Annotated in this window: 23 protein-coding genes; 12 read left to right on the forward strand and 11 right to left on the reverse strand. The window is 57.5% G+C overall.

Annotation, left to right across the window (positions count from 1 at the left end; all coding sequences use genetic code 11):
• Nucleotides 1-136: 136 nt before the first annotated feature.
• From mltG to gmk, 3 genes are read left to right on the forward strand one after another with little or no spacing between them, the layout of a single operon-like run.
• The gene (gene mltG, locus EO133_RS19785; RefSeq protein WP_127074362.1) at nt 137-1,273 is read left to right on the forward strand and encodes an endolytic transglycosylase MltG; all 1,137 of its coding nucleotides are present in this window, start codon (nt 137-139) and stop codon (nt 1,271-1,273) included.
• A gap of 8 nt (nt 1,274-1,281) precedes the next feature.
• Nucleotides 1,282-2,175, forward strand: coding sequence for a YicC/YloC family endoribonuclease (locus EO133_RS19790; protein ID WP_127074363.1), 894 nt, complete (start codon nt 1,282-1,284; stop codon nt 2,173-2,175).
• A 5-nt stretch (nt 2,176-2,180) separates the two neighbouring features.
• Entirely contained in the window at nt 2,181-2,822 is a 642-nt protein-coding gene (gmk, locus tag EO133_RS19795; RefSeq protein WP_127074364.1) for a guanylate kinase, read from the forward strand.
• 12 nt (nt 2,823-2,834) lie between these two features.
• Here the strand turns inward: gmk and rsmA are convergent, their stop codons facing one another.
• The 6 genes from rsmA to EO133_RS19825 form a co-directional block, all read right to left on the reverse strand.
• Nucleotides 2,835-3,674, reverse strand: a complete 840-nt coding sequence (rsmA, locus tag EO133_RS19800) for a 16S rRNA (adenine(1518)-N(6)/adenine(1519)-N(6))-dimethyltransferase RsmA (protein WP_127074365.1) — start codon at nt 3,672-3,674, stop codon at nt 2,835-2,837.
• A complete protein-coding gene (pdxA, locus tag EO133_RS19805) occupies nt 3,671-4,672 on the reverse strand; it encodes a 4-hydroxythreonine-4-phosphate dehydrogenase PdxA (RefSeq protein WP_127074366.1) in 1,002 nt (333 codons plus the stop codon). The genes rsmA and pdxA overlap by 4 nt, the downstream gene beginning before the upstream one ends.
• Before the next feature lie 3 nt (nt 4,673-4,675).
• Entirely contained in the window at nt 4,676-5,596 is a 921-nt protein-coding gene (locus tag EO133_RS19810) for a peptidylprolyl isomerase (RefSeq protein WP_127074367.1), read from the reverse strand.
• Between the two features lie 68 nt (nt 5,597-5,664).
• Nucleotides 5,665-7,941, reverse strand: coding sequence for an LPS-assembly protein LptD (locus EO133_RS19815; RefSeq protein WP_164735111.1), 2,277 nt, complete (start codon nt 7,939-7,941; stop codon nt 5,665-5,667).
• Between the two features lie 26 nt (nt 7,942-7,967).
• Nucleotides 7,968-9,047 (reverse strand): LptF/LptG family permease, encoded by a 1,080-nt coding sequence (locus tag EO133_RS19820; protein ID WP_127074369.1) that lies wholly within the window; start codon nt 9,045-9,047, stop codon nt 7,968-7,970.
• Nucleotides 9,044-10,135, reverse strand: a complete 1,092-nt coding sequence (locus EO133_RS19825; RefSeq protein WP_164735112.1) for an LptF/LptG family permease — start codon at nt 10,133-10,135, stop codon at nt 9,044-9,046. The genes EO133_RS19820 and EO133_RS19825 overlap by 4 nt, the downstream gene beginning before the upstream one ends.
• A 224-nt stretch (nt 10,136-10,359) precedes the next feature.
• On the opposite strand from EO133_RS19825, the gene EO133_RS19830 reads away from it, so the two are divergent.
• The 3 genes from EO133_RS19830 (at nt 10,360) to EO133_RS19840 (ending at nt 13,105) form a co-directional block, all read left to right on the forward strand.
• Nucleotides 10,360-11,856, forward strand: a complete 1,497-nt coding sequence (locus EO133_RS19830; RefSeq protein ID WP_127074371.1) for a leucyl aminopeptidase — start codon at nt 10,360-10,362, stop codon at nt 11,854-11,856.
• Nucleotides 11,857-12,009: 153 nt separating this feature from the next.
• Nucleotides 12,010-12,462, forward strand: coding sequence for a DNA polymerase III subunit chi (locus EO133_RS19835; RefSeq protein WP_127074372.1), 453 nt, complete (start codon nt 12,010-12,012; stop codon nt 12,460-12,462).
• Nucleotides 12,463-12,490: 28 nt separating this feature from the next.
• Complete coding sequence (locus EO133_RS19840) at nt 12,491-13,105, forward strand: YitT family protein (protein ID WP_127074373.1); 615 nt, start codon at nt 12,491-12,493, stop codon at nt 13,103-13,105.
• Nucleotides 13,106-13,224: 119 nt separating this feature from the next.
• Here the strand turns inward: EO133_RS19840 and EO133_RS19845 are convergent, their stop codons facing one another.
• The gene (locus EO133_RS19845; RefSeq protein ID WP_127074374.1) at nt 13,225-14,082 is read right to left on the reverse strand and encodes a DUF4344 domain-containing metallopeptidase; all 858 of its coding nucleotides are present in this window, start codon (nt 14,080-14,082) and stop codon (nt 13,225-13,227) included.
• Between the two features lie 59 nt (nt 14,083-14,141).
• A complete protein-coding gene (locus EO133_RS19850) occupies nt 14,142-16,031 on the reverse strand; it encodes an ABC-F family ATP-binding cassette domain-containing protein (protein WP_127074375.1) in 1,890 nt (629 codons plus the stop codon).
• A 118-nt stretch (nt 16,032-16,149) separates the two neighbouring features.
• Here EO133_RS19850 and ndk point away from each other — a divergent pair, with 118 nt between their 5' ends.
• Entirely contained in the window at nt 16,150-16,572 is a 423-nt protein-coding gene (gene ndk / locus EO133_RS19855) for a nucleoside-diphosphate kinase (protein ID WP_127074376.1), read from the forward strand.
• Nucleotides 16,573-16,626: 54 nt separating this feature from the next.
• Here the strand turns inward: ndk and EO133_RS19860 are convergent, their stop codons facing one another.
• Nucleotides 16,627-16,935 carry a DUF1127 domain-containing protein gene (locus EO133_RS19860; protein ID WP_127074377.1) on the reverse strand — a complete coding sequence of 103 codons (309 nt, stop codon included), beginning with the start codon at nt 16,933-16,935 and terminating at the stop codon, nt 16,627-16,629.
• A gap of 113 nt (nt 16,936-17,048) precedes the next feature.
• Here EO133_RS19860 and EO133_RS19865 point away from each other — a divergent pair, with 113 nt between their 5' ends.
• Nucleotides 17,049-17,891, forward strand: coding sequence for a LysR family transcriptional regulator (locus tag EO133_RS19865; RefSeq protein WP_127074378.1), 843 nt, complete (start codon nt 17,049-17,051; stop codon nt 17,889-17,891).
• A gap of 6 nt (nt 17,892-17,897) precedes the next feature.
• Here the strand turns inward: EO133_RS19865 and EO133_RS19870 are convergent, their stop codons facing one another.
• Entirely contained in the window at nt 17,898-18,506 is a 609-nt protein-coding gene (locus EO133_RS19870) for a MarR family winged helix-turn-helix transcriptional regulator (protein ID WP_164735113.1), read from the reverse strand.
• 172 nt (nt 18,507-18,678) lie between these two features.
• On the opposite strand from EO133_RS19870, the gene EO133_RS19875 reads away from it, so the two are divergent.
• From EO133_RS19875 to EO133_RS19890, 4 genes are all read left to right on the forward strand, one after another.
• A complete protein-coding gene (locus tag EO133_RS19875; protein WP_244640756.1) occupies nt 18,679-20,211 on the forward strand; it encodes a DHA2 family efflux MFS transporter permease subunit in 1,533 nt (510 codons plus the stop codon).
• A 131-nt stretch (nt 20,212-20,342) separates the two neighbouring features.
• Entirely contained in the window at nt 20,343-20,657 is a 315-nt protein-coding gene (gene sugE, locus EO133_RS19880; RefSeq protein ID WP_127074380.1) for a quaternary ammonium compound efflux SMR transporter SugE, read from the forward strand.
• A 175-nt stretch (nt 20,658-20,832) separates the two neighbouring features.
• Nucleotides 20,833-22,923 (forward strand): molybdopterin-containing oxidoreductase family protein, encoded by a 2,091-nt coding sequence (locus tag EO133_RS19885; protein ID WP_127074381.1) that lies wholly within the window; start codon nt 20,833-20,835, stop codon nt 22,921-22,923.
• Nucleotides 22,920-23,906, forward strand: a complete 987-nt coding sequence (locus EO133_RS19890) for a heparan-alpha-glucosaminide N-acetyltransferase (RefSeq protein ID WP_127074382.1) — start codon at nt 22,920-22,922, stop codon at nt 23,904-23,906. The genes EO133_RS19885 and EO133_RS19890 overlap by 4 nt, the downstream gene beginning before the upstream one ends.
• Nucleotides 23,907-23,916: 10 nt before the next feature.
• On the opposite strand, the gene EO133_RS19895 is transcribed toward EO133_RS19890, so the two are convergent.
• On the reverse strand, nt 23,917-24,681 hold the full coding sequence (locus EO133_RS19895; protein WP_127074383.1) for a sulfite exporter TauE/SafE family protein: 765 nt from the start codon (nt 24,679-24,681) through the stop codon (nt 23,917-23,919).
• Nucleotides 24,682-24,817 lie beyond the last annotated feature (136 nt).

Here is a 24,817-nt window from a genome sequence, read left to right on the forward strand (position 1 = left end):
GGCAATTCCACCTTGTCTTTGCCAGAATTCTTGGACCATATGGCTCTGCTTGGCGCGCCGGTGAATCGGGCGTGACCGGATTGGCAGAGCTGATCGCGACAAGAGATATCGACTTCTGGGTGGAAATTAGAACCGCATGGCTGACAAGAAATCAAAGCGGAAGCAGAGACGCTCCGGGAATGGCTTTGTTGAGGCTATAAATGGCCTTCTTTCGCTCGTTTTGCTTGTTCTCGTAATAGCTGGCGGCATTTTCATTTATGGTGTTGCCAGCTTTAATTCGAGCGGCCCGATCGATGAAGATACGACATTCCTTGTTGAGCCCGGCAATGCTCTTGTTACTGTCGCCAACCGCCTTGAAGAGCAAGGGCTGATTTCCAACGCCTATATCTTCCGTTTCGGGGCGGTTGCTTTACGGCGCGATACGGACATCAAGGCTGGCGAGTTTAATATCGCCGCGCATTCGTCGATGTCCGACATCCTGCGCGAATTGGCCGATGGAACGCCGATTCAATGGGGCGTCACTGTGCCTGAAGGGTTCACTTCGTGGCAGGTAGTAGAACGTGTCAACGCAGATGAGAATCTTACTGGCACCATTACGCAATTGCCGGCTGAAGGCAGTTTGCTTCCTGGCACTTACTCTTATCGTCGTGGCGATAGCCGTCAGAGCATCATCGAACAGATGAGCGCTGCTATGGAGCGCGCCAAAAATGAGGTCTGGGAAAGCAGGGACCCCGATTTGCCGATTTCCACGCCAGAAGAACTTGTGATCCTGGCCTCCATTGTGGAGCGGGAAACCGGGCTCGCCTCCGAGCGTCCGCAGGTCGCCGGTGTGTTCATTAATCGCTTGCGCATTGGCATGCGGTTGCAATCGGACCCCACGATCATCTACGGTATCACGCTGGGGCAGGGCTCCCTGGGACGCGGCCTGCGCCGGTCCGAAATTGATGAAGCGACGCCTTACAATACGTATCAGATCGATGGATTGCCGCCGACGCCGATCGCCAATCCCGGCATTGAATCGCTGCGGGCGGTCGCCAATCCCGAAGAACACGACTATCTGTACTTCGTGGCGGCAGGTGCCGTGCCGTCTATGGGGCACGTCTTTGCAGAGACCTATGCCGAACATCAGCGCAATGTTGCGGCCTATCGCCAGATCGAGCGGGAAGCTGCAGCAGCGCGGGCCGAGGCCGAGGCGCAGGCTGCCATGGACGAAATTGCACAGGCGGAAGCTGAAGAAGCCGGCGTTTCCGGTGACGAAGAACAACAAGATTGAGAGTATAGATGAGTAAGCCGCTGGCCAGTATGACCGGTTTCGGGCGCGCATCTGGCCAGGCCGGCGAGACCCAGATTCTCTGTGAAGTCAAATCGGTTAACGGCCGTGGCTTCGATATGCGGGCGCGCCTTTCTCCTGGCTTTGAACCGCTGGAATCTCAATTGCGCCAGATTGTAAATAGCAAGATCACTCGCGGCTCGGTCTCGGTCTATCTCAATGTTCAGCGCGATATGGCCAACACCGAGATCGTGGTCAATGAACGAGCGCTGGATGCGATCCTTTCGATGATCGACACGCTCAGTGATCGGCTGGATGGCAAAAAACCGTCAATTGAAAACATCCTTGCACTGAAAGGCGTACTCGACACGCGCGAGTCAGCGCTTTCACCTGACGCAGAGGCAGCACTGAACAAAGCGGTCACTGATTGCGTTTCGGTGGCGCTCGATGGCCTTGTGGCCTCCCGTGAGATCGAGGGGCAGCGCATTGGCGCTTTGCTGGCTCAAAGGCTCGATGAAATCGAGGCACTGACCGAGCAGGCTGAGAACCATCCAGGCCGGTCGCGCGAGGCCATTCTTGCGCGTCTGCGCGAGCAATTGACCCTGCTGGCTGAGGCCGGCACGACTCTCAATGAAGACCGGCTGCATCAGGAGGCCATGCTGTTGGCCACCAAGGCGGATATTCGCGAGGAAATCGATCGGCTTCATGCCCATGTCCGCGCGGCGCGCGCGCTGTTGGCAGCAGGTGGTCCCATTGGTCGTAAACTCGATTTTCTGTCCCAGGAACTTAACCGCGAGGCCAATACACTGTGCTCAAAGAGCAATGATGTGGGCCTGACGGCAATCGGCCTTGACCTTAAGGCCGTGATCGATCAGTTACGGGAACAGGTTCAGAATCTGGAGTAAAGAGCATGGATTTCGCGCGCCGTGGCGTCATGCTGGTCATTGCATCGCCGTCAGGGGCGGGAAAGTCGTCCATCTCGCGCGCGCTTTTTGCGCAGGACCCCAATATCAAGCTCTCGGTTTCGGTGACAACGCGCGCCAAGCGGACCGATGAAATCCACGGGACGCATTATTTCTTCATTGATGTACCCGAATTTGAGAAAATGCGGGACAATGATGAACTGCTCGAATGGGCGGAAGTGCACGGAAACTATTATGGCACGCCGCGCGCCAAGGTTGAGCAGGAGCTTGCGGCCGGCAACGATATTCTGTTCGACATCGATTATCAGGGCACCCTGCAGCTTTATGAAAGATGCCGCAAGGATATGGTGACGGTTTTCATTCTGCCACCCTCGATCGACGAATTGCGCGCACGGCTTGAGCGACGGGCACAGGACAGCGTTGGCACCATCGAGAAACGCTTGCGCAACGCGCGGACAGAGATGCAGCACTATGGCGAATACGATTTCGTCATCGTCAATGAAGATCTGGAACAATCTGTCCAGCAGGTCCGCTCGATTCTTGCGAGCGCGAGGCTGGAGCGCGAACGGCAGGTCAAGCTGCCCGAATTTGTCACCGAACTGCAAGCGCAGATCGACGCGCTCAATTAAAGCGCGTCCAACTCAAGCGCGCAGCCGCGCCACTTCCCGCGCCAGCGCAATATAGGTTGCAACGGGCAGCGTTTCAGCCCGCTCCTGGCCATCAAGCCCTACAGCAGCGAAAAGCGGCTCTAACGGCACCCCAATACCCTTGAGGCTCTGGCGGATCATCTTGCGCCGCTGCCCGAAGGCGTGACGCGTAACTTCCTCCAGCGCGCGCACCGGAACATCGGCCTCAACGTGCTTGGGCAGCAAATGCACCACCGATGATGTCACCTTGGGTGGCGGCGTGAAGGCATTGCGATCGAGGTGAAAGGCAATGCGCGCGGTCGTACGCCAGCCACAAAGTACGCCCAGCCGTCCATAGGCCTTGTCTTTGGGCGTCGCGACGATCCGCTCGGCCACTTCCTTTTGAAACATCAGCGTCAGCGACGAGAACCATGAGGGCCATGGCTCATGGGAGAGCCATCCGGTAAGCAGAGGCGTTGCAATATTGTAGGGCAGGTTGGCAACGATCTTGGTATCGCCCTCGGCCAATCGCCGGTAATCGACCTCCAGTGCATCCGCTGAAATCACCTCCAGCTTGCCCGGATAGGCAGCGGCAATTTGCGCAAGCGCGGGTAGGGTGCGTTCGTCCCGCTCAATGGCAATGACTTTTTTGGCGCCAGCAGCCAAAAGCGCGCGCGTCAGGCCACCGGGCCCTGGCCCGACTTCTATCACTGTCGCCTCGCCAAGATCGCCGGGAATGCGCGCAATACGGCTAGTGAGATTGAGATCGAGCAGGAAATTCTGCCCCAATTCCTTTTTTGCCCGTAGGCCGTGCTCGGAAATCACTTCGCGCAGGGGAGGGAGGCTATCGATCATGCGATTGTGTCCGCAAGCCGGATCGCTGCCAGAAGCGAAGCAGGTGACGCCTTGCCGGTGCCCGCCAACCCGTAAGCCGTCCCGTGGTCGGGTGAGGTGCGGATAATCGGTAGGCCGAGCGTGACATTGACCCCGGCATCGAATGCGATCGTTTTAATCGGGATCAGCGCCTGATCATGATACATGGCAACTATGACGTCATATTGTGCCCAATGGGGCGGATGAAAAACCGTATCTGCCGGAAGCGGACCTGCAATGTCCAGTCCTTCGGCGCGCAGTGCTTCAAGCGCAGGGATGATTATTTCGATTTCTTCGCGGCCTATCGTGCCGTCCTCGCCGGCATGGGGGTTGAGCCCGGTAACGGCGATCTTTGGGTGTGCAATGCCAAAGCGTGATTTTAGGTCGGCATCGATAACGCGCACACTATCGGCAATAGATCGCTTGCTGATGGCCGCTGGTACGTCGGCCAGCGGAATATGGATGGTCAGCGGTACGGCGCGATAATGCTCGTGCGCCAGCATCATGACGGGCAGGGGCGCTACACCATCCCGCGCGCACAGTGCCGCCAGAAATTCGGTATGGCCGGGATGGGTAAAACCGGCGCTATAGAGGGCAGCCTTGTTGATCGGAGCTGTCACCAGTCCACGAGTCTTGCCGCTCAGGCAATGTTCGACAGCGCGCTCAATTGCGCCGATGACCACCGGCGCCGCCGCAGGATTGGCTTGTCCCGGCGTATCGTCGACGGTTCCGGCAATGTCGATAACGGGCAGTGCCCGGCCGAATGTGTCCGTTATCTCTTCCGGCGCCACCGTTTCAATCGCCAACGACAGCCCCAGACGTGCGGCACGCGCGGCCAGGAAGCCCCTATGTCCATAGACAGCAAAGACCGGCAGGTTATTGGCCTGCCGGTTTGCATAAAGGTTCAGGATGAGGTCCGGGCCGATCCCTGCCGGCTCGCCCATGGTCAGGGCGAGGGGCAGGGCGCTGTAATCTGCCATGGACTAGCGGCGGATGATGGCGGCGCTCGACTTCAGGCGCTCGAGATAGTTCCGGGCTTCGGTCTGCAGTGCTTCGGTGCCGGCTTCCTGACGCAGATCCTGCTTAATGAAAGTCAGGTCACGCGCTTCGGCCTTTTCGCAAACGGCGTACATGGAAACGCCGTTTTCGACGACGCGCGGGCGGGTAAGTTGGCCAACGGTCAGCGAAGCAAGTTCGGTCGCCATGGCATCGGACAATTGCGTTGCGTGGCGGCGGCCAATGTCGCGGACGGCAGCGTCGTTGTAGTTTAGAACCAGATCGACAGCCGTATCGCAACCAGCAAAACTTGCGCGATATTGGTTTGCCTCAGCAGTCCTGCGAGACGCGCTCTGACCGGACCCTTGTGGAATGACGAACAGAACTTCCTTGAGGATGTAATCGAAGCTCGTCGTTTCCTGTACCTGTTGTGCGGCCTGCAGGTCCAGGTCCAGTTCCGAGATCTGTACGCGCGGCGAAATAGCTTGCTGAACGATGTTCTGCCAGGCAATCGCGGCCCGCAGCCGATTGCGAAGCGTTTCCGGATTAACGCCGTTCTGGGTCAGAATGGTGTTGAGGTTGGAAACGCTCACGCGCATGTTGGATGCGATCGAGGATACCGCATTATCCACCTGCGAACTTGAAACGCTGATGCCAAGGCGTTCGGCTTCGGCGAGCTTTATCGTATCTTCGATGAGTTCGTCGGTTGCCATCTGTGTGCGGGCAGCATTATTGGCGCCACGGCCTTCCAATTGCAGCAATGCAGCGCGGGCGCTGATTTGCTGATCGGTGATGGCGATGCCGTTAACGGAAACGCGCACGGTCTGCGCCTGCACCTGCGCGGCCACGAGCATCAGGCTCAGGCCGAGCCAGATCGCAAGGCTCTTAATGGCAATACCACGTGTCATGATTGTGTGCTCCCTGACGCAAGCGATTGTCTTGCATCCGTCTTATACAAAATTGCGGCCAAATTCAGCTAGTCATTATTCCAGCTATAGCCGAAGTCGACGATATTGCGCTCTCCCGCTGTACTGAGCCGGAGACTCAATTCAACCCGGAAGTCATCGCCCCAGTTCTCAACGGGACCGTTAAAGCGTGTACCGAGGCCAAAGGCAAGAAATCTGTCATCATATTCTATTGCTGCGGTTGTTCTGAGCAACTCTGCATTGGTCAGGTCCCAGCGCGCACCGGTCCGGACGCGCCAGTAATCCATAAGCGGAACGGTGAATTCCGCCCCGATGTCGTGGCGTTCCTCTGTTACGCCCAAATCGGGATTTGCGTCTGCCCAGGCATAGCTGCCAGTCACGGCATAACCGTCTCGAGAGGCGGTCAGTCGGGCGTTTGTCGTGGGAATGTCGCCGGTTTCAGGGTCAAATTGCGCCCGTATGCCCCCGCTCAGGAAGGGATTGATTGCACCTTCGAGGCTCGCAACGATATAGGAAGCGTCATCGTCCAGCCCACCGCCAAGGCCAGCGGCCGTCCCGTCTTCAACGCCAAAGGCATTGGTGCCCGCAAGATGGAAGGATTGCCCGATGCTCGCACTCAGCCAGGCCCCGTTGTCGAAGCTGGTTTGCAGGGCGAAACCGACATTGGTCCGCAACCCGGTTTCCTGCCTGTCGGCGCCTGAAAACCGGTTGAAATCAAAAAGGCTGGAGGTATCGAAGGTTGAGCTGTGGGAATCATTGTTGACGATGCCTACGATGCTTTCGTTCGATCCGCGATAAACCACCTGTGCAATCGGTTCGATAATATGTGTGGCTCCGCTTGTACGGGCCCTCAACGGATAACGGACGTCAAGCGCTGCAATGGGCGTTGCGCTGAAGAGGGTCTGATCTTCTGGCGCGCCGGGCAGGGTGCTCTCCCCAGCATATGTTGCAAGGTCGCCCCGCAGTCCGAGATAGGGCGAAATTGCTGCACCCCCGGTGATGTATTGGTTTGTCCAGCCTGCTTGCGCCATCGCATGGACCGATCGCCCGGCATACCCACCTACAAAGCCATGATATTGATGGTCTTGCAGTCGCGTGAGGCCAAGCAATCTGCCCGAAAGCGTGACCCGGCCCATGTCGTCATCGAGATCGATATTGTGCTCGCCAACGGCATTGGGATGGGTCAGCCCATCCTGTTCGAGGCGCCCGTGATAATCATCCCAGGTGCTCCATTCGTTGTCATCGGTAAGACGCACATGCTGCTGCACCCGGATGTCGGCATAGCTTTCCGGTGTCAGATATTGTGCATAGATTTCGTTGCGCAGGTTGTCGCGCGATTCGTGATTGTAGTCGCGCAGATAGCCCGGATCGGTAAATGTATGGGCCGACCACCCGACAAGCCATTCGGACGTTGGGCGGAAACTGCCATTGGTCTGCAAAGCCCCACGGAATTCACGATCCCCAAGCCCCCCGAAAGCGCCCGGATCGAGCTGATAAATACCGGACGTTCTGACCCGATAACTGACCGGCCCGGCACGATGCCGCCAGTCCAGTCCGAGCATGAGCCCCTGGCGCGAAAATACTGTAGGCGTGAACAGCAGATTCCCGCCGGCTATGCTATGCCGGAAAAACGGGAAGGAGAGCGAATAGCCGTATTCGTCCTTGTAGCTGAATACCGGAAACTCGAGGTCCTCGTCGGTCGGCAGTGTCAGCCATGGCAGCCAGGCGACAGAGACTCCAAGGAACTCAAGCACCGGCTGCTCGAAATTAATGGTTTGCTCGCCGCCATCGGTAATGATTGTAGTCGCGCGCACTTTCCAGCCGATTGGCCCGCCATGCGTGCCGATACATTCGCCACAGGGGGCATAAATCCCCTCGCGATAGATGCGCTGCAAGCCCTCATCGAAATTGGCATCGGCTGCGGTAAAGCGCGCGCCGTCGGGAAATTCGACCGTCAGCGCCTGCAAGAACCCGTCCCGGAACGAATCTTCGAGTTCGATCCGGTCGGCGACATACCGCACGCCATCCGGGTCCGTGAAAGCAACGTTGCCGATAAGTTCCACCCGGCCTGAGCGCTGATAATAGATGGCTCTATCTGCCGTCGCGCTGTAGCCCTCAAACGCGATGCCGACATTGCCGGTGGCAACGACGGTATCGTTGGCCTGGTTGAAGATCATCGCATCGGCGGCGACGGCCATGTCGCGGCCAGCGGCGGGGGGAATGCGATCGAAAAAGTCAGGTGGAAGAATCGATTGGGCGGATACCGGAGTCGCGAAAAGCCCAAGCGCGACCAGCACGCTTGCCAATGCCCCCTTATAACCAGCCATCCTAGGCCGCAGGCAGGGTTTGCCCATCAAACGCGCCCATCTTCCTTACGCAAGATTACAGATAAGCCTATGATAATAGCGGTAAGGGCAGGGGCCCATGCCGCTATTATCGGACTTAATACGCCAGCGGAACCAGCCCTGTCCGCCATCTCCGTAATCATAAAAACCAACAGTCCCAGGCCAATGCCCGCAATTATCGTCCAGCCATAATGCCCCGCTCTTCGATAACCCGAGGTAAAGGCAAAGGCAATCAGCAGAGAACCGCTTAAAAGGGCAGGAAGGGCATTGAGTTTTTGAAAACGCGTTTCTGCCGCAGCTTTGGCAAATGGATCGGTCACGCCATGCTGCAATAGTTCACGCAGATCGAACCAACTCATATCCTCGGCGGTGCCAACTTGAAGTCCCAACTCGGACAATGTTGCATCTGTGGCAATCAGATAGCTGTCGAATGGGCGGGCGGGTTGGTCGACATCGAGGATAGTGCCGCTTCGCAATAGCCACGCTTCGTCCTGCAGCGTCGCCGATTCTGCATGGATGCGTGCGCCGCGCGCCCCCGAGTCGAGCAAGCGGAATATGGAAACTTCGCGCAACTCAGCACCACCGCCCAGCGCCGTTCGCGCGTAAATGACATAGCGCCCGTCATCCCCGCTCTGATTATACCAGACAGCGCGGTCGCCCAGCGAATAGGCGCGCCCCCATCCGATTTCGGCGGCATCGAGTTGCTGGTAAATGCGGATTGCTACACTGTCGGCAATGGTGACAACCACAACGCCGGACAGAATCACCATCGCCAACGGCCATTTGAGCGTCGACCATATCGAGCGGCCCGTTGCGCTGATGATGACCATCTCGCGATGCGAATGAAGGTCGATCAGGCCCACGATGGCGCCGATAGTCGTTGTCACAGGCAATGCAAGAAGGCTCCAGCGCACCGCGCTGAGAACCGCAAGCCAGGTCGCGACCCAAGGGCCAGCCACATCGGCGGTCAGCCCGAAACGCCAGGTATCGAGGAATTCGACAAGCAGCAGGATGCCAAACAATATGCCGACAACCAGCCCGATCCTGCTTGCCAGACGAACACAGAGAAGGCGGCCGATTTTGCTCATGCCGTCTGCCTCCCAATAGAAGGGAACAAGCTCGCCCTCGCGGCTTTGCGCCACAACAGCAGCAGCGAAAACAGCAGCAATACGCTTGGCGGAACGTAATGAAAGGCCCCCCCGCCAGCAAAGGCACTGATGGCCTGCTCCCCGAAAGCAACCATTAGGATACCCAATTCGATAGGGAATTTTCGGCTCCGCCGCCGGCCGTCGGGAAAGCCGCATACGGCTGCGGCAAAGACGCAGAGCGCGACGGCGCGGAGCATATCGGCAAAACGGCCATGCAAGACATTGACTGCACTGTCAGGGCGCGAAATCGCGTCATTGAGCAGATCGCCTATCAGAGTAATGCTGTCGATCTGCTCAAGCCCGGTGTCCGGGCCCGCCGCTTCGATAAGGCTCGAAAGCGAAATATGATACTGGGTAAAGCGGATCTGGGACAAAGACTGGCGCGCCGAGCCTTCATACTGGATCGCACCGTTATAAAGGATGAGCTGAAATCCCGCTTCGTCCTCGAACACGCGCGCTGTCTCAGCGAAGTAGGTCCGTCTTGTATCGGCATTGGTTGTATCATCGAAGAAGAACTCGACAAGCGTACCGTCCGGTCGCCGGTCGGCAATTGAGAAGATAAGACCGTTCTCAACCTCTGAAAACCGGCCGGGAATCAGCGCTTGGCCGACGAGGTCCGCGGCAATTTCTGCGGACCATTCCGCAGACGTTTGACGTGTTTTCGGCTCGATCCAATGCGCAACCAATCCAACAGAGGCCATGGCAACCACTGTGAAAACCGCCACGGCATGCCATTGCGCTCCAGTACGCTGGGCGGCGTGAATGGTGTGCAATTCGCGCGACGCCTGCATGGCGCGAAACGCACGCGCCAACCCAATGGCGAAACACACATAGAGAATCGAACGGGCAAAGGTTGGCGTGGTCAGCGCACTTTGCCCCATGAGCGTGAAAAAATTCTGCCCCTTTGCGGATACGATGTCGAAAAGCCGCAGAAGCTGCATGAGCCAGATCAGCAGCGCGCCAGCTGCAAAAATCGTCAGGGCCTGCGCGAAAAACTGCTTCTGAAGATATCGCGACAGTCGAGGCATGCGGAACCTGAGCGGGAAACGGAAAATGCGAAACTCTTTTAGCCCAACGGGCATCCACACAAAAGCGCGCAAAAGCTTCAAGCCACAAACAATCTTGGACAAAAGGAGGTGGCGCTCCGAATTGCGTTGCTGGGCAATTGACCTTGGCGAGCCAGTGGTTATCTCTTTCCAAGGCCGCGTCCTACACGGACTTTGCGCGGCGTTTATGACGATTGGAGTAATTTATGCCACAGAATCTGACCATCGAGGTTTCCGATAGCCTGCCTCAAGAAACCGGCACAATCGTCATCTATGTTGAGCAGGACGGCCTGCCGGACGGCTCTGCTAAAACCATCTGGGAAAAAACAGGTAGAGATTTCGCCAGGATTTCGCGCTCCACGGGCTTTACCGGCAAAGCTGGCCATATGATCGATATCGTTGCGCCAGAAGGGCTTGATTGTGATCGGCTTGTCGTTCTGGGCCGGGGCAAGGAAACCGGGGTCGATCTGACGGTATGGTCTGATCGTGGCGGTTCTCTCATGGCAAAGCTTGAAGGACTTAATGCCGCAAAGATTGAGGTGGTTCTCGACGAACCCGGTCTTGATGCTGCGCGGATTGCGGAACTGGCTGCGGGATTGCGCTTGCGGCATTACAAGTTCGATAAATATCGGACCAACGGCGCTGACAAGAACGGCGACAAGCCCATGGCGGTTTCCATCACGCTGCATGTCCCTGATATCAATGGTATCGAAACAGCGCTTGGTGAGCGCAACGCCGTTGTTGAAGGCACGATCCTTGCGCGCAATCTGGTCAATGAACCCCCCAATACACTCGGCCCTGTTGAGTTTGCCGGCGTTGCAAGCCGGCTCTCCGATTTCGGGATTTCGGTTGAAGTTCTCACTCCTGCGGAAATGGCCGAGCATGGAATGGGCGCTTTGCTGGCGGTGGGGCAGGGTTCCGAGCGTCCGGCAAGGCTTGTCATCATGCAATGGCAGGGTGGCAAAAAGGGCGATGCGCCCCTCGCCTTTGTCGGCAAGGGCGTGATTTTCGACACCGGCGGCATTTCCATCAAGCCGTCAGCTTCGATGGAAGACATGAAAGGCGATATGGGTGGCGCGGCGGCCGTGACGGGGCTGATGAAGGCGCTTGCAATGCGCAAGGCCAAGGTCAACGCCGTTGGTGTGATCGGCCTTGTCGAAAACATGCCCGACGGCAAGGCGTACCGCCCCGGCGATATTGTCACTTCGATGTCGGGCAAGACCATCGAAATCATCAATACCGATGCCGAAGGGCGTCTCGTGCTTGCCGATGCGCTCTGGTACACGCAGGATCGTTTCAAGCCCAAGGCCATGATCGACCTGGCAACGCTGACCGGGGCTATCCTTGTTGCGTTGGCCCACGATCACGCGGGCCTGTTTTCAAATACCGATGCTCTGGCCGACCAATTACTTGCGGCAGGGCAGGCCAGCGGCGAAAAGCTCTGGCGATTGCCCATGGCGTCCGCATACGAAAAACTCATCGAAAGCCGGTTCGCCGATATCAAGAACTCCGGCGGCCGCAATGCGGGGTCGAGTATAGCCGCTCATTTTCTCGCGCATTTCGTCAATGATGTTCCCTGGGCGCATCTTGATATCGCAGGCGCGGCTTTTGGTGGTCCGGCCAGCGAAACCAATACGTCCTGGGCCAGCGGCTTTGGCGTTGCCGTTCTGGATCGTTTTGTTCGCGACAACTATGAGGGATAGCGTCGCGCAACAGGCGGTATGGGCGTTGAGGCATTTTGGACGAACCATTTGCGAGGACCTCGGCGAATGTTTTCGCTGCCCCGCCGGAGGATCAGCCTGTTGTGCAGAGATTAGCGTTGCGCAACAGGCAATACGATCCGTGAGGCAAACGAAATGACAACGGAACTGCTGTTTTATCACCTTGAAACGCGCCCGCTTGAGGCGGTTCTGCCCGTGTTGCTGGAAAAGACACTGCAGCGCGGCTGGAAGGCGGTGGTGGAAGTGGGCAGTTCTGAAAGACTCGAAGCACTCGATGCGGCGCTCTGGACATATGCCGACGACAGTTTTTTGCCTCATGGGGTGGTGTCGGGCAACCACCAAGATGCTGGCCAACCAGTCCTTCTTACCACTGGCGCGGAGAATCCCAATGCGGCGCAAGTTCGATTCTTCGTCGATCGTGCGGTGCCCCGGCAATCGGATGGCTATGAGCGTTTCGTTTACATGTTCAACGGACACGATCCCGACGCTGTAACTGAAGCGCGCGGTATCTGGCGGCAACTAAAAGATACATATATGCTGACCTATTGGCAGCAAGACGAGAACGGCCGGTGGAGCAAGAAGGCATGATCGTCTGCATTTGGTAGGGCGTTATGCGATGAAATTTCCCGAAGCGACCGTAAAGCATACGCCGCAGGAAGACGTGCTTGCGATCCTGCTCGGCACGTTATTTGTCGGGCTGGGTGTCACTTTTTATTCCGAAGCCCAGCTTGCGACCGGCAGTACCGCGGGCCTTGCGCTTCTGGTTCAATATGCCACTGGCCTGCCATTTGGCATCGTCTTTTCCATCGTCAATGCACCGTTCTACATTCTGGCGTTCATGCGTATGGGCTGGCCATTCACGCTCAAGACGTTTTTCGCGGTGGGTTTGGTTTCGATCTATCCAGCGCTGATGCCCGGCTGGCTCGATATTTCAGGTATCAATCCGCTCTTTGCCGCTATTGCCGGCGGCGCCCTGATGGGTATGGGTATCCTTGCGATGTTCAGGCATCGCGCGAGCCTTGGCGGGGTCAATATTTTGGCTCTTTACTTGCAGGACAACCACAAGATCCCAGCGGGCTATTTCCAGTTGGGGGTCGATTTCTGCATTCTCATCGCCGCGTTCTTCGTGCTGCCCTTTGACCGGGTTATTATGTCGATCATTGGTGCTTTCACGCTAAGCCTTGTGATCATTCTCAATCACAAGCCTGGCCGCTACATGGGGTTTAGCTAGAGCGTGTCCAGCAAAAGCATGCCCTCGGACTTGATCCGAGGGTGGAAACGGTTTTGCGGTTCGGGCACGCGACAAAACAAAGACTTAGAGCCGGGTTTTGATAGAATCAAAACCCGGCTCTAACGCGCCATCTTCTCGCGTTTCAGCCGCGCCATATTCGCAAAATGCTCACGCTCGGGCATGATGGTTTCGACAAACATGTCGTAAAAGTGCCCGGCCCATTCATAGCAAAGCATAATGTGCTGATCGGACGGGATGAAGAAGGCATTGACCTCTCCACAATGCTCGGCCGTGATCAGAACGGGTTCAACAATGACGTGGGTTTTTGTCACCCAATCGGCTGCCCGCTCCAGAATCCGGCTCTGCTTGAGGATATGCACAATGTCCTCGTACTCGCGATCGTGGTGCAGATATTCAACCTCGACCTTGGCGCCATAAGCATCGACCCTTTTATGGGGCGCAAGAACCTGCTTCCAGCTTCGGCTGGCCAACTCGAAATCGTCCGCGCAGGATATCTGCCGGTCTATGGGAAGCCCAACCCGCGTGGCATGGCGGGTATAGGCGTCGAAATCGGACCCCACCATCAAACAGGCAAGGGAGAATGACCGCTGTATGTCGAGGCTATGCTCACCATAAAAATCCGAATTGGTATAGCCGCGGGTCGGGCGTTCGCGTTCCGCATAAAGCCAACCATCAATTGTGTCGGCCAGAATGGTTTGCGCGTTCAATCCGTCTTCTTCGAGAATGATAAGCGTTGCCAGGGCATCGACCGCATCTTCTTCCTTGCCGAGAACCGGAAGCTGGAACTGATCGACAAACAGATGCCCGATCTCGTGCAGCATCACGTGCCATGTATTGTTGAGCGTAAATTCGACGGCGGCCTCACGCTGGGCATTGGTCAACTGCTGGCTGACTGCCGGCGCTGCGAGGCCAAAAGCGCCAAGCAATGCAACAGCAAGACGTGCCGGGATTTTCATCTGACCCCCAATTTACGCAAACAAAGTCAATGGCAGAAAACGCCAAGGGCCTTGGCGCGTCAAGCACTTGCGCGTTCCGCCTCTTCGTATTCGGCGCTTTTTTCCAGCCAGGCCTCTTCCAGTTCTTCGATCACCGCTTCAAGTTTGCCCTTGTCGATGCCCAGCGCTATCGCCTTGTCGGGGTGGGCGGTGTAAAGGGCGGGATCGGCAAGCTGGATATCGATCTTTTCGAGGTCCTTGCGCTTCCAGTCCAGCTTCTGCTCAATGGCCTTGATTTCCTTGCGCAGCGGCGCCAGTTCGGCCCGGCGCGCCGCCGCTTCCTGACGCTCGCGCTTGCGGTCGGCGCTGGCCCCATTCGAGCCGCCGCCACCTGATTGCGCACCGTTCGATGAACTGGTGATTGCCCGCTGATAGGCATCGAGATCGTCGTCGTAAACGCTGATCGTGCCATTTTCCGCAATCCAGATGGAGTCGCAGGTTGCTTCGATAAGGTGGCGGTCGTGACTGATGATGAGCACGGCGCCCTTGTACTCGTTAAGTGCGTGTACCAGAGCGTCACGGCTATCGATGTCCAGATGGTTGGTGGGCTCGTCGAGAATGAGCATACCCGGACCGCCGAAGGTAATCAGCCCCATGAGCAGGCGTGCGCGCTCGCCGCCCGAGAGGTCTTTTGCCTTGGTGTCCATGCGGGTGGTCGAAAGTCCCATCTGTGCAACACGACTACGCCGTTTTGCCTCGCTTTCAAGCGGCATGAGATCGATCACATGCTCGTAGGGCGTTTGCTCGGGCTTGAGTTTATCGAGCTGATGCTGGGCGAAAAAAGCGACGTCCAGCGTTTTGCCTTTTTGCATCTTGCCGCCCATTGGCTTGAGGTCGCCTGCGATCAGCTTCGCAAATGTTGACTTGCCATTACCGTTGACCCCAACCAACGCAATTCTGTCCTCAGGGTCTATGCGTCCGGTAATCCGGCGCAGCACAGGCGTTTCTCCATAACCCACCTCAACATTGTCGAAGGCCAGCATAGGGGACGCTTGGGTCTTTTGCGGCTGCTGGAAGCTGAAAGGTGCCGAATATTCGTCAAACAGCGCTTCGGGCGGACGGAGCTTGGCAATGGCCTTGAGCCGCGATTGCGCCTGTTTGGCCTTTGTAGCCTTGTAACGGAATCGGTCCACAAACTTCTGCATGTGCTCGATCTGGGCCAATGTCTTTTCACGCGCCTTATTCTGCAACTCCATCTGCATTCGGCGCGTTTCCTCGAACGTATCATACGCGCCCTTGTAAAAGGTCAGCTTGCCGCGTTCGAGATGGATGATCGAATCCACGGCCTTATTGAGCAGGTCGCGGTCGTGGGAGATCATGAAAACGGTATAAGGATAGGTAGCCAGATAGCGTTCCAACCACAACGTGCCTTCGAGGTCGAGATAGTTGGTCGGTTCGTCGAGCAGCAGCAGGTCGGGCTTGGAAAACAGAACGCCCGCCAGCGCAACGCGCATCCGCCAACCACCCGAAAGCTCCTTGCACGGCCCATTCTGGCGGTCGAGCGCAAAGCCCAGCCCCTTGAGGATGGCGCTTGCGCGACCTTCGGCAGTATGGGCATCGATATCGGCAAGCCGCGTGTGAATTTCCGCAATCCTGTGCGGATCGGTCGCTGTTTCCGCTTCCGCCATAAGCGCTGTGCGCTCGATATCAGCCGACAGCACCATATCCAATACGCTCATGTCGCTGGCCGGCGCTTCCTGCGCGACAGCCCCGATGCGAGCGCGTTTTGCCAGATCGATGGAGCCTTGTTCAGGGCTCAAAAATCCCTGGATCAACTGAAATAGCGTCGTTTTGCCCGACCCGTTCTTGCCGACAAAACCTGCCTTCGCTCCCGTGGGCAAAGTCACCGAGGCTCCATCGAACAGTGGGCGGCCAGCAATTTTATAGTGCAGGTTATTGATCGCAAGCATGAGGGGGTGAGTACCGCTCCCGGTTGCGGAGCGCAATAGGTTGTCTTGCAACCTTCAAGGAGGGACGCTAAAAGGCGCCACCTTTCCAAACAAGACCAATCAGGGAAATAAAAGCCAAATGGCCATTCAGCGTACATTCTCGATCATCAAGCCGGACGCAACCAAGCGCAATCTGACCGGTAAGATCATTGCCAAGTTTGAAGAAGCAGGTCTGCGTGTTGTTGCTTCCAAGCGTATCCACATGACACGCGAGCAGGCCGAAGGCTTTTACGCTGTCCACAAGGAACGCCCGTTCTTTGGCGAACTCGTTGACTTCATGATCTCTGAACCTGTCGTCGTTCAGGTTCTCGAAGGCGAAGACGCAATCGCAAAGAACCGCGAAGTCATGGGCGCCACCAATCCGGCTGAAGCTGCTCCCGGCACAATTCGCAAGGAATTTGCGCTCTCGATCGGCGAAAACTCGGTCCACGGTTCGGACGCCGCTGAAACTGCTGCCGAAGAAATCAAGTTCTTTTTCAAGGATGAAGAAATCGTCGGCTAAGCGGCTCTGCCGGCAGTAAAAATTGAAGGGTCGCAGCCTGTGCTGCGGCCCTTTTTAATGCGGTTGTATGGGGTGCGCGGTATCGCGGTAGATGCCCGCGTCGGCCAAGGCTTCTTGCACGTCCGCCCGCGTCAACCCTATATCGTCAAGCTGCCAGTCCTCCAATTCCGAAAGGTGGATCAAAGACTTGCGCTTGGCGCGTGAAGCGCGCCAAAGGCTGAACAGGTTAGCGACCTGCGCGCCCAATTGACGGAGAAATGACACGCGGGCCCGAAGACGCAGACGCTCGATGTCGCTTCCCGGCATTCTTGCGGCAAAAAGATCGTGCAGAGGGGCAGGCGGGTGTTCTGGCTTGTATAACATGGCAAATCTCCTTTGACGGTTTGAGATTGCCACGAGTAGAAATATTGATCTAACGAATGTTTTTTGTTAAAAGCATCGAGAATAACGATTGATAGTTTTGGCCGGAGTCTTCGATGTTTTCCTTGGAACCTGACTTTTTGCGCACTTTCCTCGCCATTTCTGAGACGGGCAGTTTCGGTGCGGCGGGCGAACGTGTGAACAAGACGCAATCGACCGTTTCCGCGCAAATGAAGCGGCTGGAAGAAATTCTCGACGTATCGCTTTTCGAGCGGGAAGGGCGGCGCAATGTCCTGACCGATGACGGGCGCAAGCTGATGGAATATGCGGCCTCTATCGTGCGGCTCAATGATGAGGCGATCAAGGCTTTTCAGCCCGCAAAGATTTCAGGCTCCATCAAAATCGGCGCGATTGACGAATATGCGCAAGCCTTTTTTCCTGGCGTTCTGCCCAGTTTCTCGCGCTCGCATCCGGGTGTGCAGGTCGAACTTGTGACCGGCACCAGCGGTCGCCTTTTACCGCAGTTCGAGGAAGACAATCTCGACGCCATTATCGTGTCCTGTCGTCCGGGCGATGAGGCGATTCTCCCATTGCGAAGCGACCGCTTGCACTGGATCGGTGCGGAAGGTCATACGGTGCATTATTGCGATCCGATCCCGATTGCCGCCTGGTCCGATGGGTGTTCCTGGCGGGAAATGGCGCTTGCTTCGCTAGCGCGGGAAGGGCGCAAGTGGCGGCTGGCCTTCACCACATCTAATGCAGCATTGATGACCATGACGATCAGGGATGGCTTGGGGATTGGTGTCGGTCCGGAATGGTTGTTGGCGCCGGGATTGAAAATCCTGGACGATCTTGATGCGCAATGCCCGCTCGGCTATGCGGACATCGGAATCAAGCGGCGTAACAACAGTAAAAGCGCCGCCGCGCTCGATGCCTTTCTCGGTCATCTGCAAGGGTAGATGAAATCAACCTACCTTGCGGCCTGAGCCGGGAAACTGAACCGAATGGGCCAAGGCCTCAATTTCCGTGGCATGGCGCGTTTCACTTTCATGGCTATCGCTAACCCAATCGGAAAACTTTTCCAGCAGCGGCACGAACTTTTCCAGTTCCTCGGTCCGCCAGGTTGAGAAATGGTCGCTCAGGAGCAGCCATTTATAGGACAGGACCGCGTGAACAAGGGCCCAACCCATATCGGTCAGTTCAAGCACCGTGCGGCGGGAATCAGCTTGGGATGCATTGCGCAGAACGTAGCCCAGACCAACCATTTCCGAGACCAGTCTGCTCGCGCGTGAAGGGTCGATATGGAGCCTGTCGGCCACCATGCCGACGGTATTTTCTTGCTCGCCTGCTTCGCCAAATTCATTTTCCAACGCGGCAATAGCAAGAAGTGTATCGAGTTGCGCCATGTCAATCGAGAGCCCAAGCGCCGCAATGGCCTTGTGGCCCAACTCGCGCTTGTTCATGCGCCGGCGCCAGTTCTGCATCACGGCGTCCACCCGCATGACCGTATCGATAACGTCGCTGCGGGCGCCGGTATTCTTGAGCAGGGCATGAATATCGCTCTCGCGGGTCATCGCTCGTCCTGTGTGAATTAAATGCTTTCCACATATATGTGCTATTGACATATAAATGCTGTGAGCAGATATTTCAAGCAATACCGACGTCGTAGTTTCTGATCCGGCTGGCTGAAGATGCGTATCCATCGTGTCGACCAAGCCAAGCTTGTCGACCTACCGGAGTTTATTCGTGCCTGCCGCGCCTCAACAACCATCCAGCTTCAGCCAGCCTGCAAATGTGCGTTTTGTGATGGGAGCGCTTGTCGCCACCATGCTGGTGGCCGCCTTGGGCCAGACAATCATTACACCGGCTTTACCCATAATTGTTTCCGATCTGGGCGGCATAGAGCACATTTCCTGGGCCTTCACGGCCTATCTTCTGGCAACCACGATCTCCGCGCCCGTCTATGGCAAGTTGAGCGATATGTTCGGCCGCAAGCTGATGTTGCAGACAGGAATCCTGATTTTCCTTGTAGGATCGATGGCTGCAGCCTTTGCCTGGGATCTCTATTCGCTGGTGCTGTTCCGCTTTCTGCAGGGCATAGGCGGGGGCGGATTGATCGTGACATCGATGGCCGCATTTGCCGATTTCCTGCCGCCTCGAGAGCGGGGAAAGGCTCAGGCGCTGGTCGGCGCTGCATTCGGCATTTCCACCGTGGTCGGACCACTGGTTGGCGGCATCATCGTTGAAATGCTCAACTGGCGTTGGCTGTTTCTCGTCAATCTGCCAGTTGGTCTAATCGTTTTAGGTATCATTGCTTTTGCCTTTGAATCGCGCCGTGAGCGCACAAAACGCAAGATCGATTTTGCTGGCGCGGGCCTCTTGGCAACCACATTGGCATCTCTCGTCATCTATTCGAGCATTGGCGGGACCGTCATCGACTGGCTGTCGCCGCAAGCGCTTGTGATCCTTGCAATCGCTTTTGTTGCGTTCGCCGGGTTCATCTTCGCAGAACAGCGCGCCGAGGAGCCAATCCTGCCGCTCTCCCTGTTTCGCATCAACGGGTTCGTCGTCAGCAACACGATGGGGTTCATCGTCGGCACGGTCATGTTCGGAACGATCACCTTCCTTCCGTCCTATCTTTTGATCGTCAAGGGCTTCACACCCACGCAGGCCGGGCTGGGCCTGCTCCCGCTCATGCTCGGATTGATTACAACCTCGACGCTGGCGGGCAGTTTCATGTCCCGCACAGGTCGCTATAAAATTCTGCCAATCCTTGCCGCATTGCTGCTCACCATTGGAGCCGCTCTGTTTTCGACCATCGAGTCTGGTACGCCGGTATTCCTTGTTCTGGCCTATACAGGCCTGATCGGTCTGGGCATCGGACCCTCAATGAGCATCGGCGTCAGCGTCATCCAGAACTCAGTACCGCGTGAAGTCATTGGCGTCGGAACCGCCAGCGCCAATATGTTCCGCCAGATTGGCGGTTCGTTCGGCGTCGCTGTTCTTGGGGCGCTTTTTGCAAACCGCCTGACATATGAAGTCGCGACAGTGACCAATGGCTCGACGCAAGCTTTCGATGCCCAATCGCTGGCCCAGCTTTCGGCCTCCGCGCTAGAACAGGTACGCGCGGCTTATACCATGGCGCTCCATCCGGTGTTTTATGTCTGTGCGGGTCTTGGGGTGCTTGCCTTCGCCGTCGGTTGGCTGTTGCGGGAGGTGCCGCTTGGCGAGCCACACGAGGAAAAGGGTGGCATCGAGGCAACCCAACCTGCAAAATAACTGAACTGGGTGTGTGGGCGGCTTGAAATCGGCCTCCCGCGCCGCTATCTGATCTCCTGCCTGCGGGGACGACCCCGCAATCACTCGGCAGATCCGGGACGACCCGATAACGCAACTATCGGAGTATCGTCATGGCATGGATTGTTTTAGCTTTCGCAGGACTTCTTGAAATCGGTTGGGCCGTTGGCCTCAAATATACGCACGGCTTTACCCGGCTTGTGCCTTCGCTGCTGACCGTTGGCAGCATGGCACTTTCGCTCGCCCTGCTTGGGCTTGCCCTGCGGGATTTGCCGCTGGGGACAGCTTACGCTATCTGGACCGGTATCGGCACGGTTGGAACCGCCATTCTGGGCATTATGCTGTTCGGCGACAGCGTAACCGCGATCCGGCTTACCTGTATCGCGCTGATCGTGTCGGGCATTATCGGACTCAAGGCCTTTTCTTGATAAACAATGACTTGCAGCCGGTTGGCGATTCAATACGACAACATGTTGAATCGCTACGGCAAGCGGTTGAATCAGTTTTGCAACTGCCCGCCATCCAAAGTTTGAATGGGGTAGGTGGCTGACAGCGCGACATCCGCACCGTAAAATGGAGCAAATCACTGAAAGCCCCCACCTGATGAACAAGCCAGCTCTCGCAAGAACCGCCCGCTCGGTCTGCCCGCACGATTGCCCCTCGACTTGCGCGCTCGACATCGAGATCGTCGATGATCGCACGATTGGCCGCGTGCGTGGCGCCAAGGATGACCCTTATACCGCGGGTGTCATCTGCGAGAAGGTGGCTCGCTATGCAGAGCGCGTTCACCACCCCGACCGGCTGCTCTATCCCATGCGCCGCATTGGAAAGAAGGGAGAGGGGGCGTTCGAGCGCATTTCATGGGATGAGGCGCTCGATGAGATCGGCAGACGGTTTCTTGAAATCGAGGCCGAATACGGCGCCGAGGCCATTTGGCCCTATAACTATGCTGGAACGATGGGCCACGTTCAGCGCGATGGGCTCGACCGGCTGCGTCATGCCAAGGGCTATTCCAACAAGTACGACACGATCTGCGTGATGATCTCCTGGTCCGGCTATATTGCGGGAACGGGAATGCTCACCGGCGTCAATCCCGAGCAGATGGCCGAAAGCGATTGCGTCGTCATTTGGGGGACCAACCCGGTCAACACCCAGATCAACGTGATGACGCACGCCGTTCGCGCGCGGCGCGAACGCGGCGCAAAGATTGTGGTGGTCGATATTTACCGCACTGCGACCATGGAGCAGGCCGATATGGCGCTGCTGATCCGGCCCGGCAGCGATGGCGCGCTGGCCTGCGCGGTCATGCACGTCCTCTTGCGTGACGGGTTGGCAGATCGCGCTTATCTCGCAAGCCATACCGATTTTTCCGCAGACTTTGAGGCCCATCTGGCGTCCCGCACGCCGCAATGGGCTGCGGAAATCACGGGCCTGTCTGTCGAGGAAATCGAGGGTTTCGCGCATCTGGTGGGCGAAAACCCCAAGAGCTACTTCCGGCTGGGCTATGGGTTTACCCGCCAGCGCAACGGCGCCACCAATATGCACGCCGCGCTCTCGATTCCCGCAATGATCGGGGCATGGAAGCATCGTGGCGGCGGCGCGTTTCATTCCAATTCCGGCGCATGGGGCTTGGAAAAATCCGCCATCACCGGCAAGCAAGGCAGTGCTGCGCGTGCGCTCGATTTCTCGCGCATTGGCGCGATTTTGAACGGTGATGCCGAAGCCCTCAAGGGTGGCCCTCCGGTCAAGGCATTGCTGATCCAGAACACCAATCCGATGGTGGTGACGCCCGACCATGACCTGACGCGAAAGGGTTTTGAGCGCGACGACCTCTTTACCGTCGTCCACGAGCAATTCATGACCGAAACCGCCATGATGGCAGACATCGTTTTGCCGGCAACCATGTTTGTCGAGCACAACGATTATTATACGCGCGGCGGACACACACGGGTGCTTTACGGTCCCAAATTGATCGACGCGCCGGGCGAGGCGCGCCCCAACCATTTCGTCATCAACGAAATCGCTAAATGCGTCGGCGCGGAAACGGTCGCGACCGAAAAGACCGACCGTGAACTCGTCGCGGAGACCTTTCTGCGGTCTGACTATGGCGATCTCGACGAAATCGAAAAAGTCGGCTTTGTCGATCGCGCGCTGCCGGACGAAAAGGCACGCTTTGCCGACGGGTTTGCGTGGCCCGATGGCAAATATCGCTTCGCCCCCGATTGGGAAGCCGCACGCATCAAGCGCGGCGCACAATGGACATGTGACCCAGCCCAAATGCCGCGCTTTGCCGACTATGTGGATTGGAACGAGCCCGTCAGCGATGATGCGCCGTTCCGGCTCACGACATCGCCCGCCCGGACCTTCCTCAATTCCACCTTCATCGAAACGCCCGGCAGTAAAAAGCGCGAGGGCGAGCCAAAGCTGTTGATGCACGCGCAGGACGCCGCACAGCTCAACCTCGAAGACGGTGCCGCCGTCACAATCGGCAATCATCGTGGCAGTGTGGAACTGACCCTGAAACTGTTCGTGGGCGTCCGGCCTGGTGTCGTGGTTGCCGAGGGACTGCATCCTCATAAGGCGCATCGCAAGGGCAGGGGCATCAACACGCTTATCGGCTCGGACCCGGTTCCGCCCTTCGGTGGTGCTGCCTTCCATGACGCTGCGGTCTGGATAAAGGCTTCGCAATCGTGAGCGTTCCGGCTACCGTCGAACCGGCGCTGAGCCCCGCCGCACCACGTATCGCATTGCTCGATGTCGCGCGCGGCATCGCCATCGTTGCGATGGTGATCTATCACTTCACCTGGGATTTGCGGTTCTATCTGCTCATCACGCTCGATGTGACGGCAGAGCCGGGCTGGATCGCATTCCAGCGCGCAATTGTAGGCAGTTTCGTGCTGCTGTCGGGCATCTCGCTGATGCTGGCGCATCGCGAGGCGATACGCTGGCGCGCCTATTGGCGTCGCTTTGCCATGCTTGCAGGCGCCGCGCTTCTGGTTAGCGTTGGCACGCTTGCCTTCGCGGCTGAAACATTCGTCTTTTTCGGCGTGCTGCACGCGCTCGCGCTGTTTTCGCTCCTGGGACTGGCCTTTCTGCGCTTGCCTGTGGTCGTTATTCTTGCGGTTGCAGCGGTAATTCTGGCCTTGCCGCTCGCTATTGCCGATCCGGTTTTCGGTAGCCGCTGGCTGGGCTGGATCGGGCTATATGATGTGCCGCCCCTGACCGAAGATCTCGTGCCGGTTTCCCCCTGGTTCGGTGTTTTTCTGATTGGCATGGCGCTGGCGCGGATCGGCATGGCGCGCGGCTGGGATCATGCGCTCGCTGCGGTCGGGCCGGGCAGGGCCCTCGGCTGGCTTGCCAAAGCCGGGCGCTGGAGCCTCGTCATTTATCTCATTCATCAGCCGATCCTGTTGGCCGCGCTTTATCCCGTTGCCGCGCTCACGGATCCGGGCCCGGCCTTTCAGGCGCAAAACTTCACACAGAGCTGCCAGGCCGAATGCTATGCCTCAAGCGGCTATGTGGACTACTGCACTGCCTATTGCTCATGCGCGCTCGACCGCATCCAGACCGAAGATCTTTGGGCCTTGCTTGAGGCGGAAACACTTTCGCCGCAAGCCAATGACATTATCGCCGACATGGTCCAGCAATGCACAGCAGAAGCCGCTCAGGGGCAATGAGCGACAAGGCTCAGGCGTATGTCGTCCAGAAAAAATAGCCTGTCAGCCCGACGCCATAGACGATGATGCAGCCGCGCAAGACGCGGGCAGGGATGAGATGCGCGAAATAGGCAGCGAGAAATCCGCCCAGCACCGCACCGGCCAAGGCAATTGAACCCTCCATCCAGGCAATCGACCCTGTGGCGGCAAAACGTACGACCGCAACCACCGACACAACCACCGAGATCAACAGCTTGAGCCCATTCATGGCGTGAATGTCGTCAAACCCGGCAAGCGCCAGATAGGCCAGCAGGATTATGCCCAGCCCGGCATTGAAGAACCCGCCATAAAAGCAGATCATTAGCAGCAGCAGCGCAAGCCCGAAGGCTCCGGCCCGGGCAGCATTGCGGCTGCCGCTTGAGCGCGAAGCCACCCACCGGTTGATCCGTTGACCGAAAATATAGGTGACGACTGCAAACAGCATCAGCCATGGGATGATGGCGGCAAACTGTGCATCTGAAACGCGCATCAGCGTTTCAGCGCCCAGGTAACCGCCGATAAGTCCGATGACGCAATAGGCGATCAACTTGTTGCGATGGGGCGCGATATGCCGCCAATATCCGATCGTGCCGCTGACATAGCCCGGCAGGCACGCAAAGGTGTTGGACGCATTGGCCATGACGGGTGGAACCCCGGCAAAAAGCAGGGCGGGAAACATGATGAAAGAACCACCACCAGCGAGCGAGTTGATGGCGCCGCCAAGCAAGCCGGCAACAAACAGCATAAGAAACGTCACGATAGACCCCACAAGCAATGGCTGAGCTATACAAGCTCGGCGAGCCATGTCCAGCCTGCATATGTGCCCCGCGATTGACAGAAGCGTGGCCCGCGCTTATCTCAGCGTCATGGTTGAAGCGCCAGCCGTCCGCAAG

The organism is Pelagibacterium lentulum (assembly GCF_003992625.1).
GTDB lineage: Bacteria > Pseudomonadota > Alphaproteobacteria > Rhizobiales > Devosiaceae > Pelagibacterium > Pelagibacterium lentulum.

Bases quoted from the DNA above. Each gene is read 5' to 3' on its own strand.
- EO133_RS19840 (WP_127074373.1), top strand. From the start codon at position 12,491: ATGAAATTTCCCGAAGCGACCGTAAAGCATACGCCGCAGGAAGACGTG.
- EO133_RS19790 (WP_127074363.1), top strand. From the start codon at position 1,282: ATGAGTAAGCCGCTGGCCAGTATGACCGGTTTCGGGCGCGCATCTGGC.
- EO133_RS19865 (WP_127074378.1), top strand. From the start codon at position 17,049: ATGTTTTCCTTGGAACCTGACTTTTTGCGCACTTTCCTCGCCATTTCT.
- pdxA (WP_127074366.1), bottom strand. From the start codon at position 4,672: ATGGCAGATTACAGCGCCCTGCCCCTCGCCCTGACCATGGGCGAGCCG.
- EO133_RS19835 (WP_127074372.1), top strand. From the start codon at position 12,010: ATGACAACGGAACTGCTGTTTTATCACCTTGAAACGCGCCCGCTTGAG.
- ndk (WP_127074376.1), top strand. From the start codon at position 16,150: ATGGCCATTCAGCGTACATTCTCGATCATCAAGCCGGACGCAACCAAG.
- EO133_RS19870 (WP_164735113.1), bottom strand. From the start codon at position 18,506: ATGACCCGCGAGAGCGATATTCATGCCCTGCTCAAGAATACCGGCGCC.
- EO133_RS19820 (WP_127074369.1), bottom strand. From the start codon at position 9,047: ATGAGCAAAATCGGCCGCCTTCTCTGTGTTCGTCTGGCAAGCAGGATC.
- EO133_RS19815 (WP_164735111.1), bottom strand. From the start codon at position 7,941: ATGGCTGGTTATAAGGGGGCATTGGCAAGCGTGCTGGTCGCGCTTGGG.
- EO133_RS19830 (WP_127074371.1), top strand. From the start codon at position 10,360: ATGCCACAGAATCTGACCATCGAGGTTTCCGATAGCCTGCCTCAAGAA.
- EO133_RS19825 (WP_164735112.1), bottom strand. From the start codon at position 10,135: ATGCCTCGACTGTCGCGATATCTTCAGAAGCAGTTTTTCGCGCAGGCC.
- gmk (WP_127074364.1), top strand. From the start codon at position 2,181: ATGGATTTCGCGCGCCGTGGCGTCATGCTGGTCATTGCATCGCCGTCA.
- EO133_RS19845 (WP_127074374.1), bottom strand. From the start codon at position 14,082: ATGAAAATCCCGGCACGTCTTGCTGTTGCATTGCTTGGCGCTTTTGGC.
- EO133_RS19860 (WP_127074377.1), bottom strand. From the start codon at position 16,935: ATGTTATACAAGCCAGAACACCCGCCTGCCCCTCTGCACGATCTTTTT.
- rsmA (WP_127074365.1), bottom strand. From the start codon at position 3,674: ATGATCGATAGCCTCCCTCCCCTGCGCGAAGTGATTTCCGAGCACGGC.
- EO133_RS19850 (WP_127074375.1), bottom strand. From the start codon at position 16,031: ATGCTTGCGATCAATAACCTGCACTATAAAATTGCTGGCCGCCCACTG.
- sugE (WP_127074380.1), top strand. From the start codon at position 20,343: ATGGCATGGATTGTTTTAGCTTTCGCAGGACTTCTTGAAATCGGTTGG.
- EO133_RS19810 (WP_127074367.1), bottom strand. From the start codon at position 5,596: ATGACACGTGGTATTGCCATTAAGAGCCTTGCGATCTGGCTCGGCCTG.
- mltG (WP_127074362.1), top strand. From the start codon at position 137: ATGGCTGACAAGAAATCAAAGCGGAAGCAGAGACGCTCCGGGAATGGC.
- EO133_RS19885 (WP_127074381.1), top strand. From the start codon at position 20,833: ATGAACAAGCCAGCTCTCGCAAGAACCGCCCGCTCGGTCTGCCCGCAC.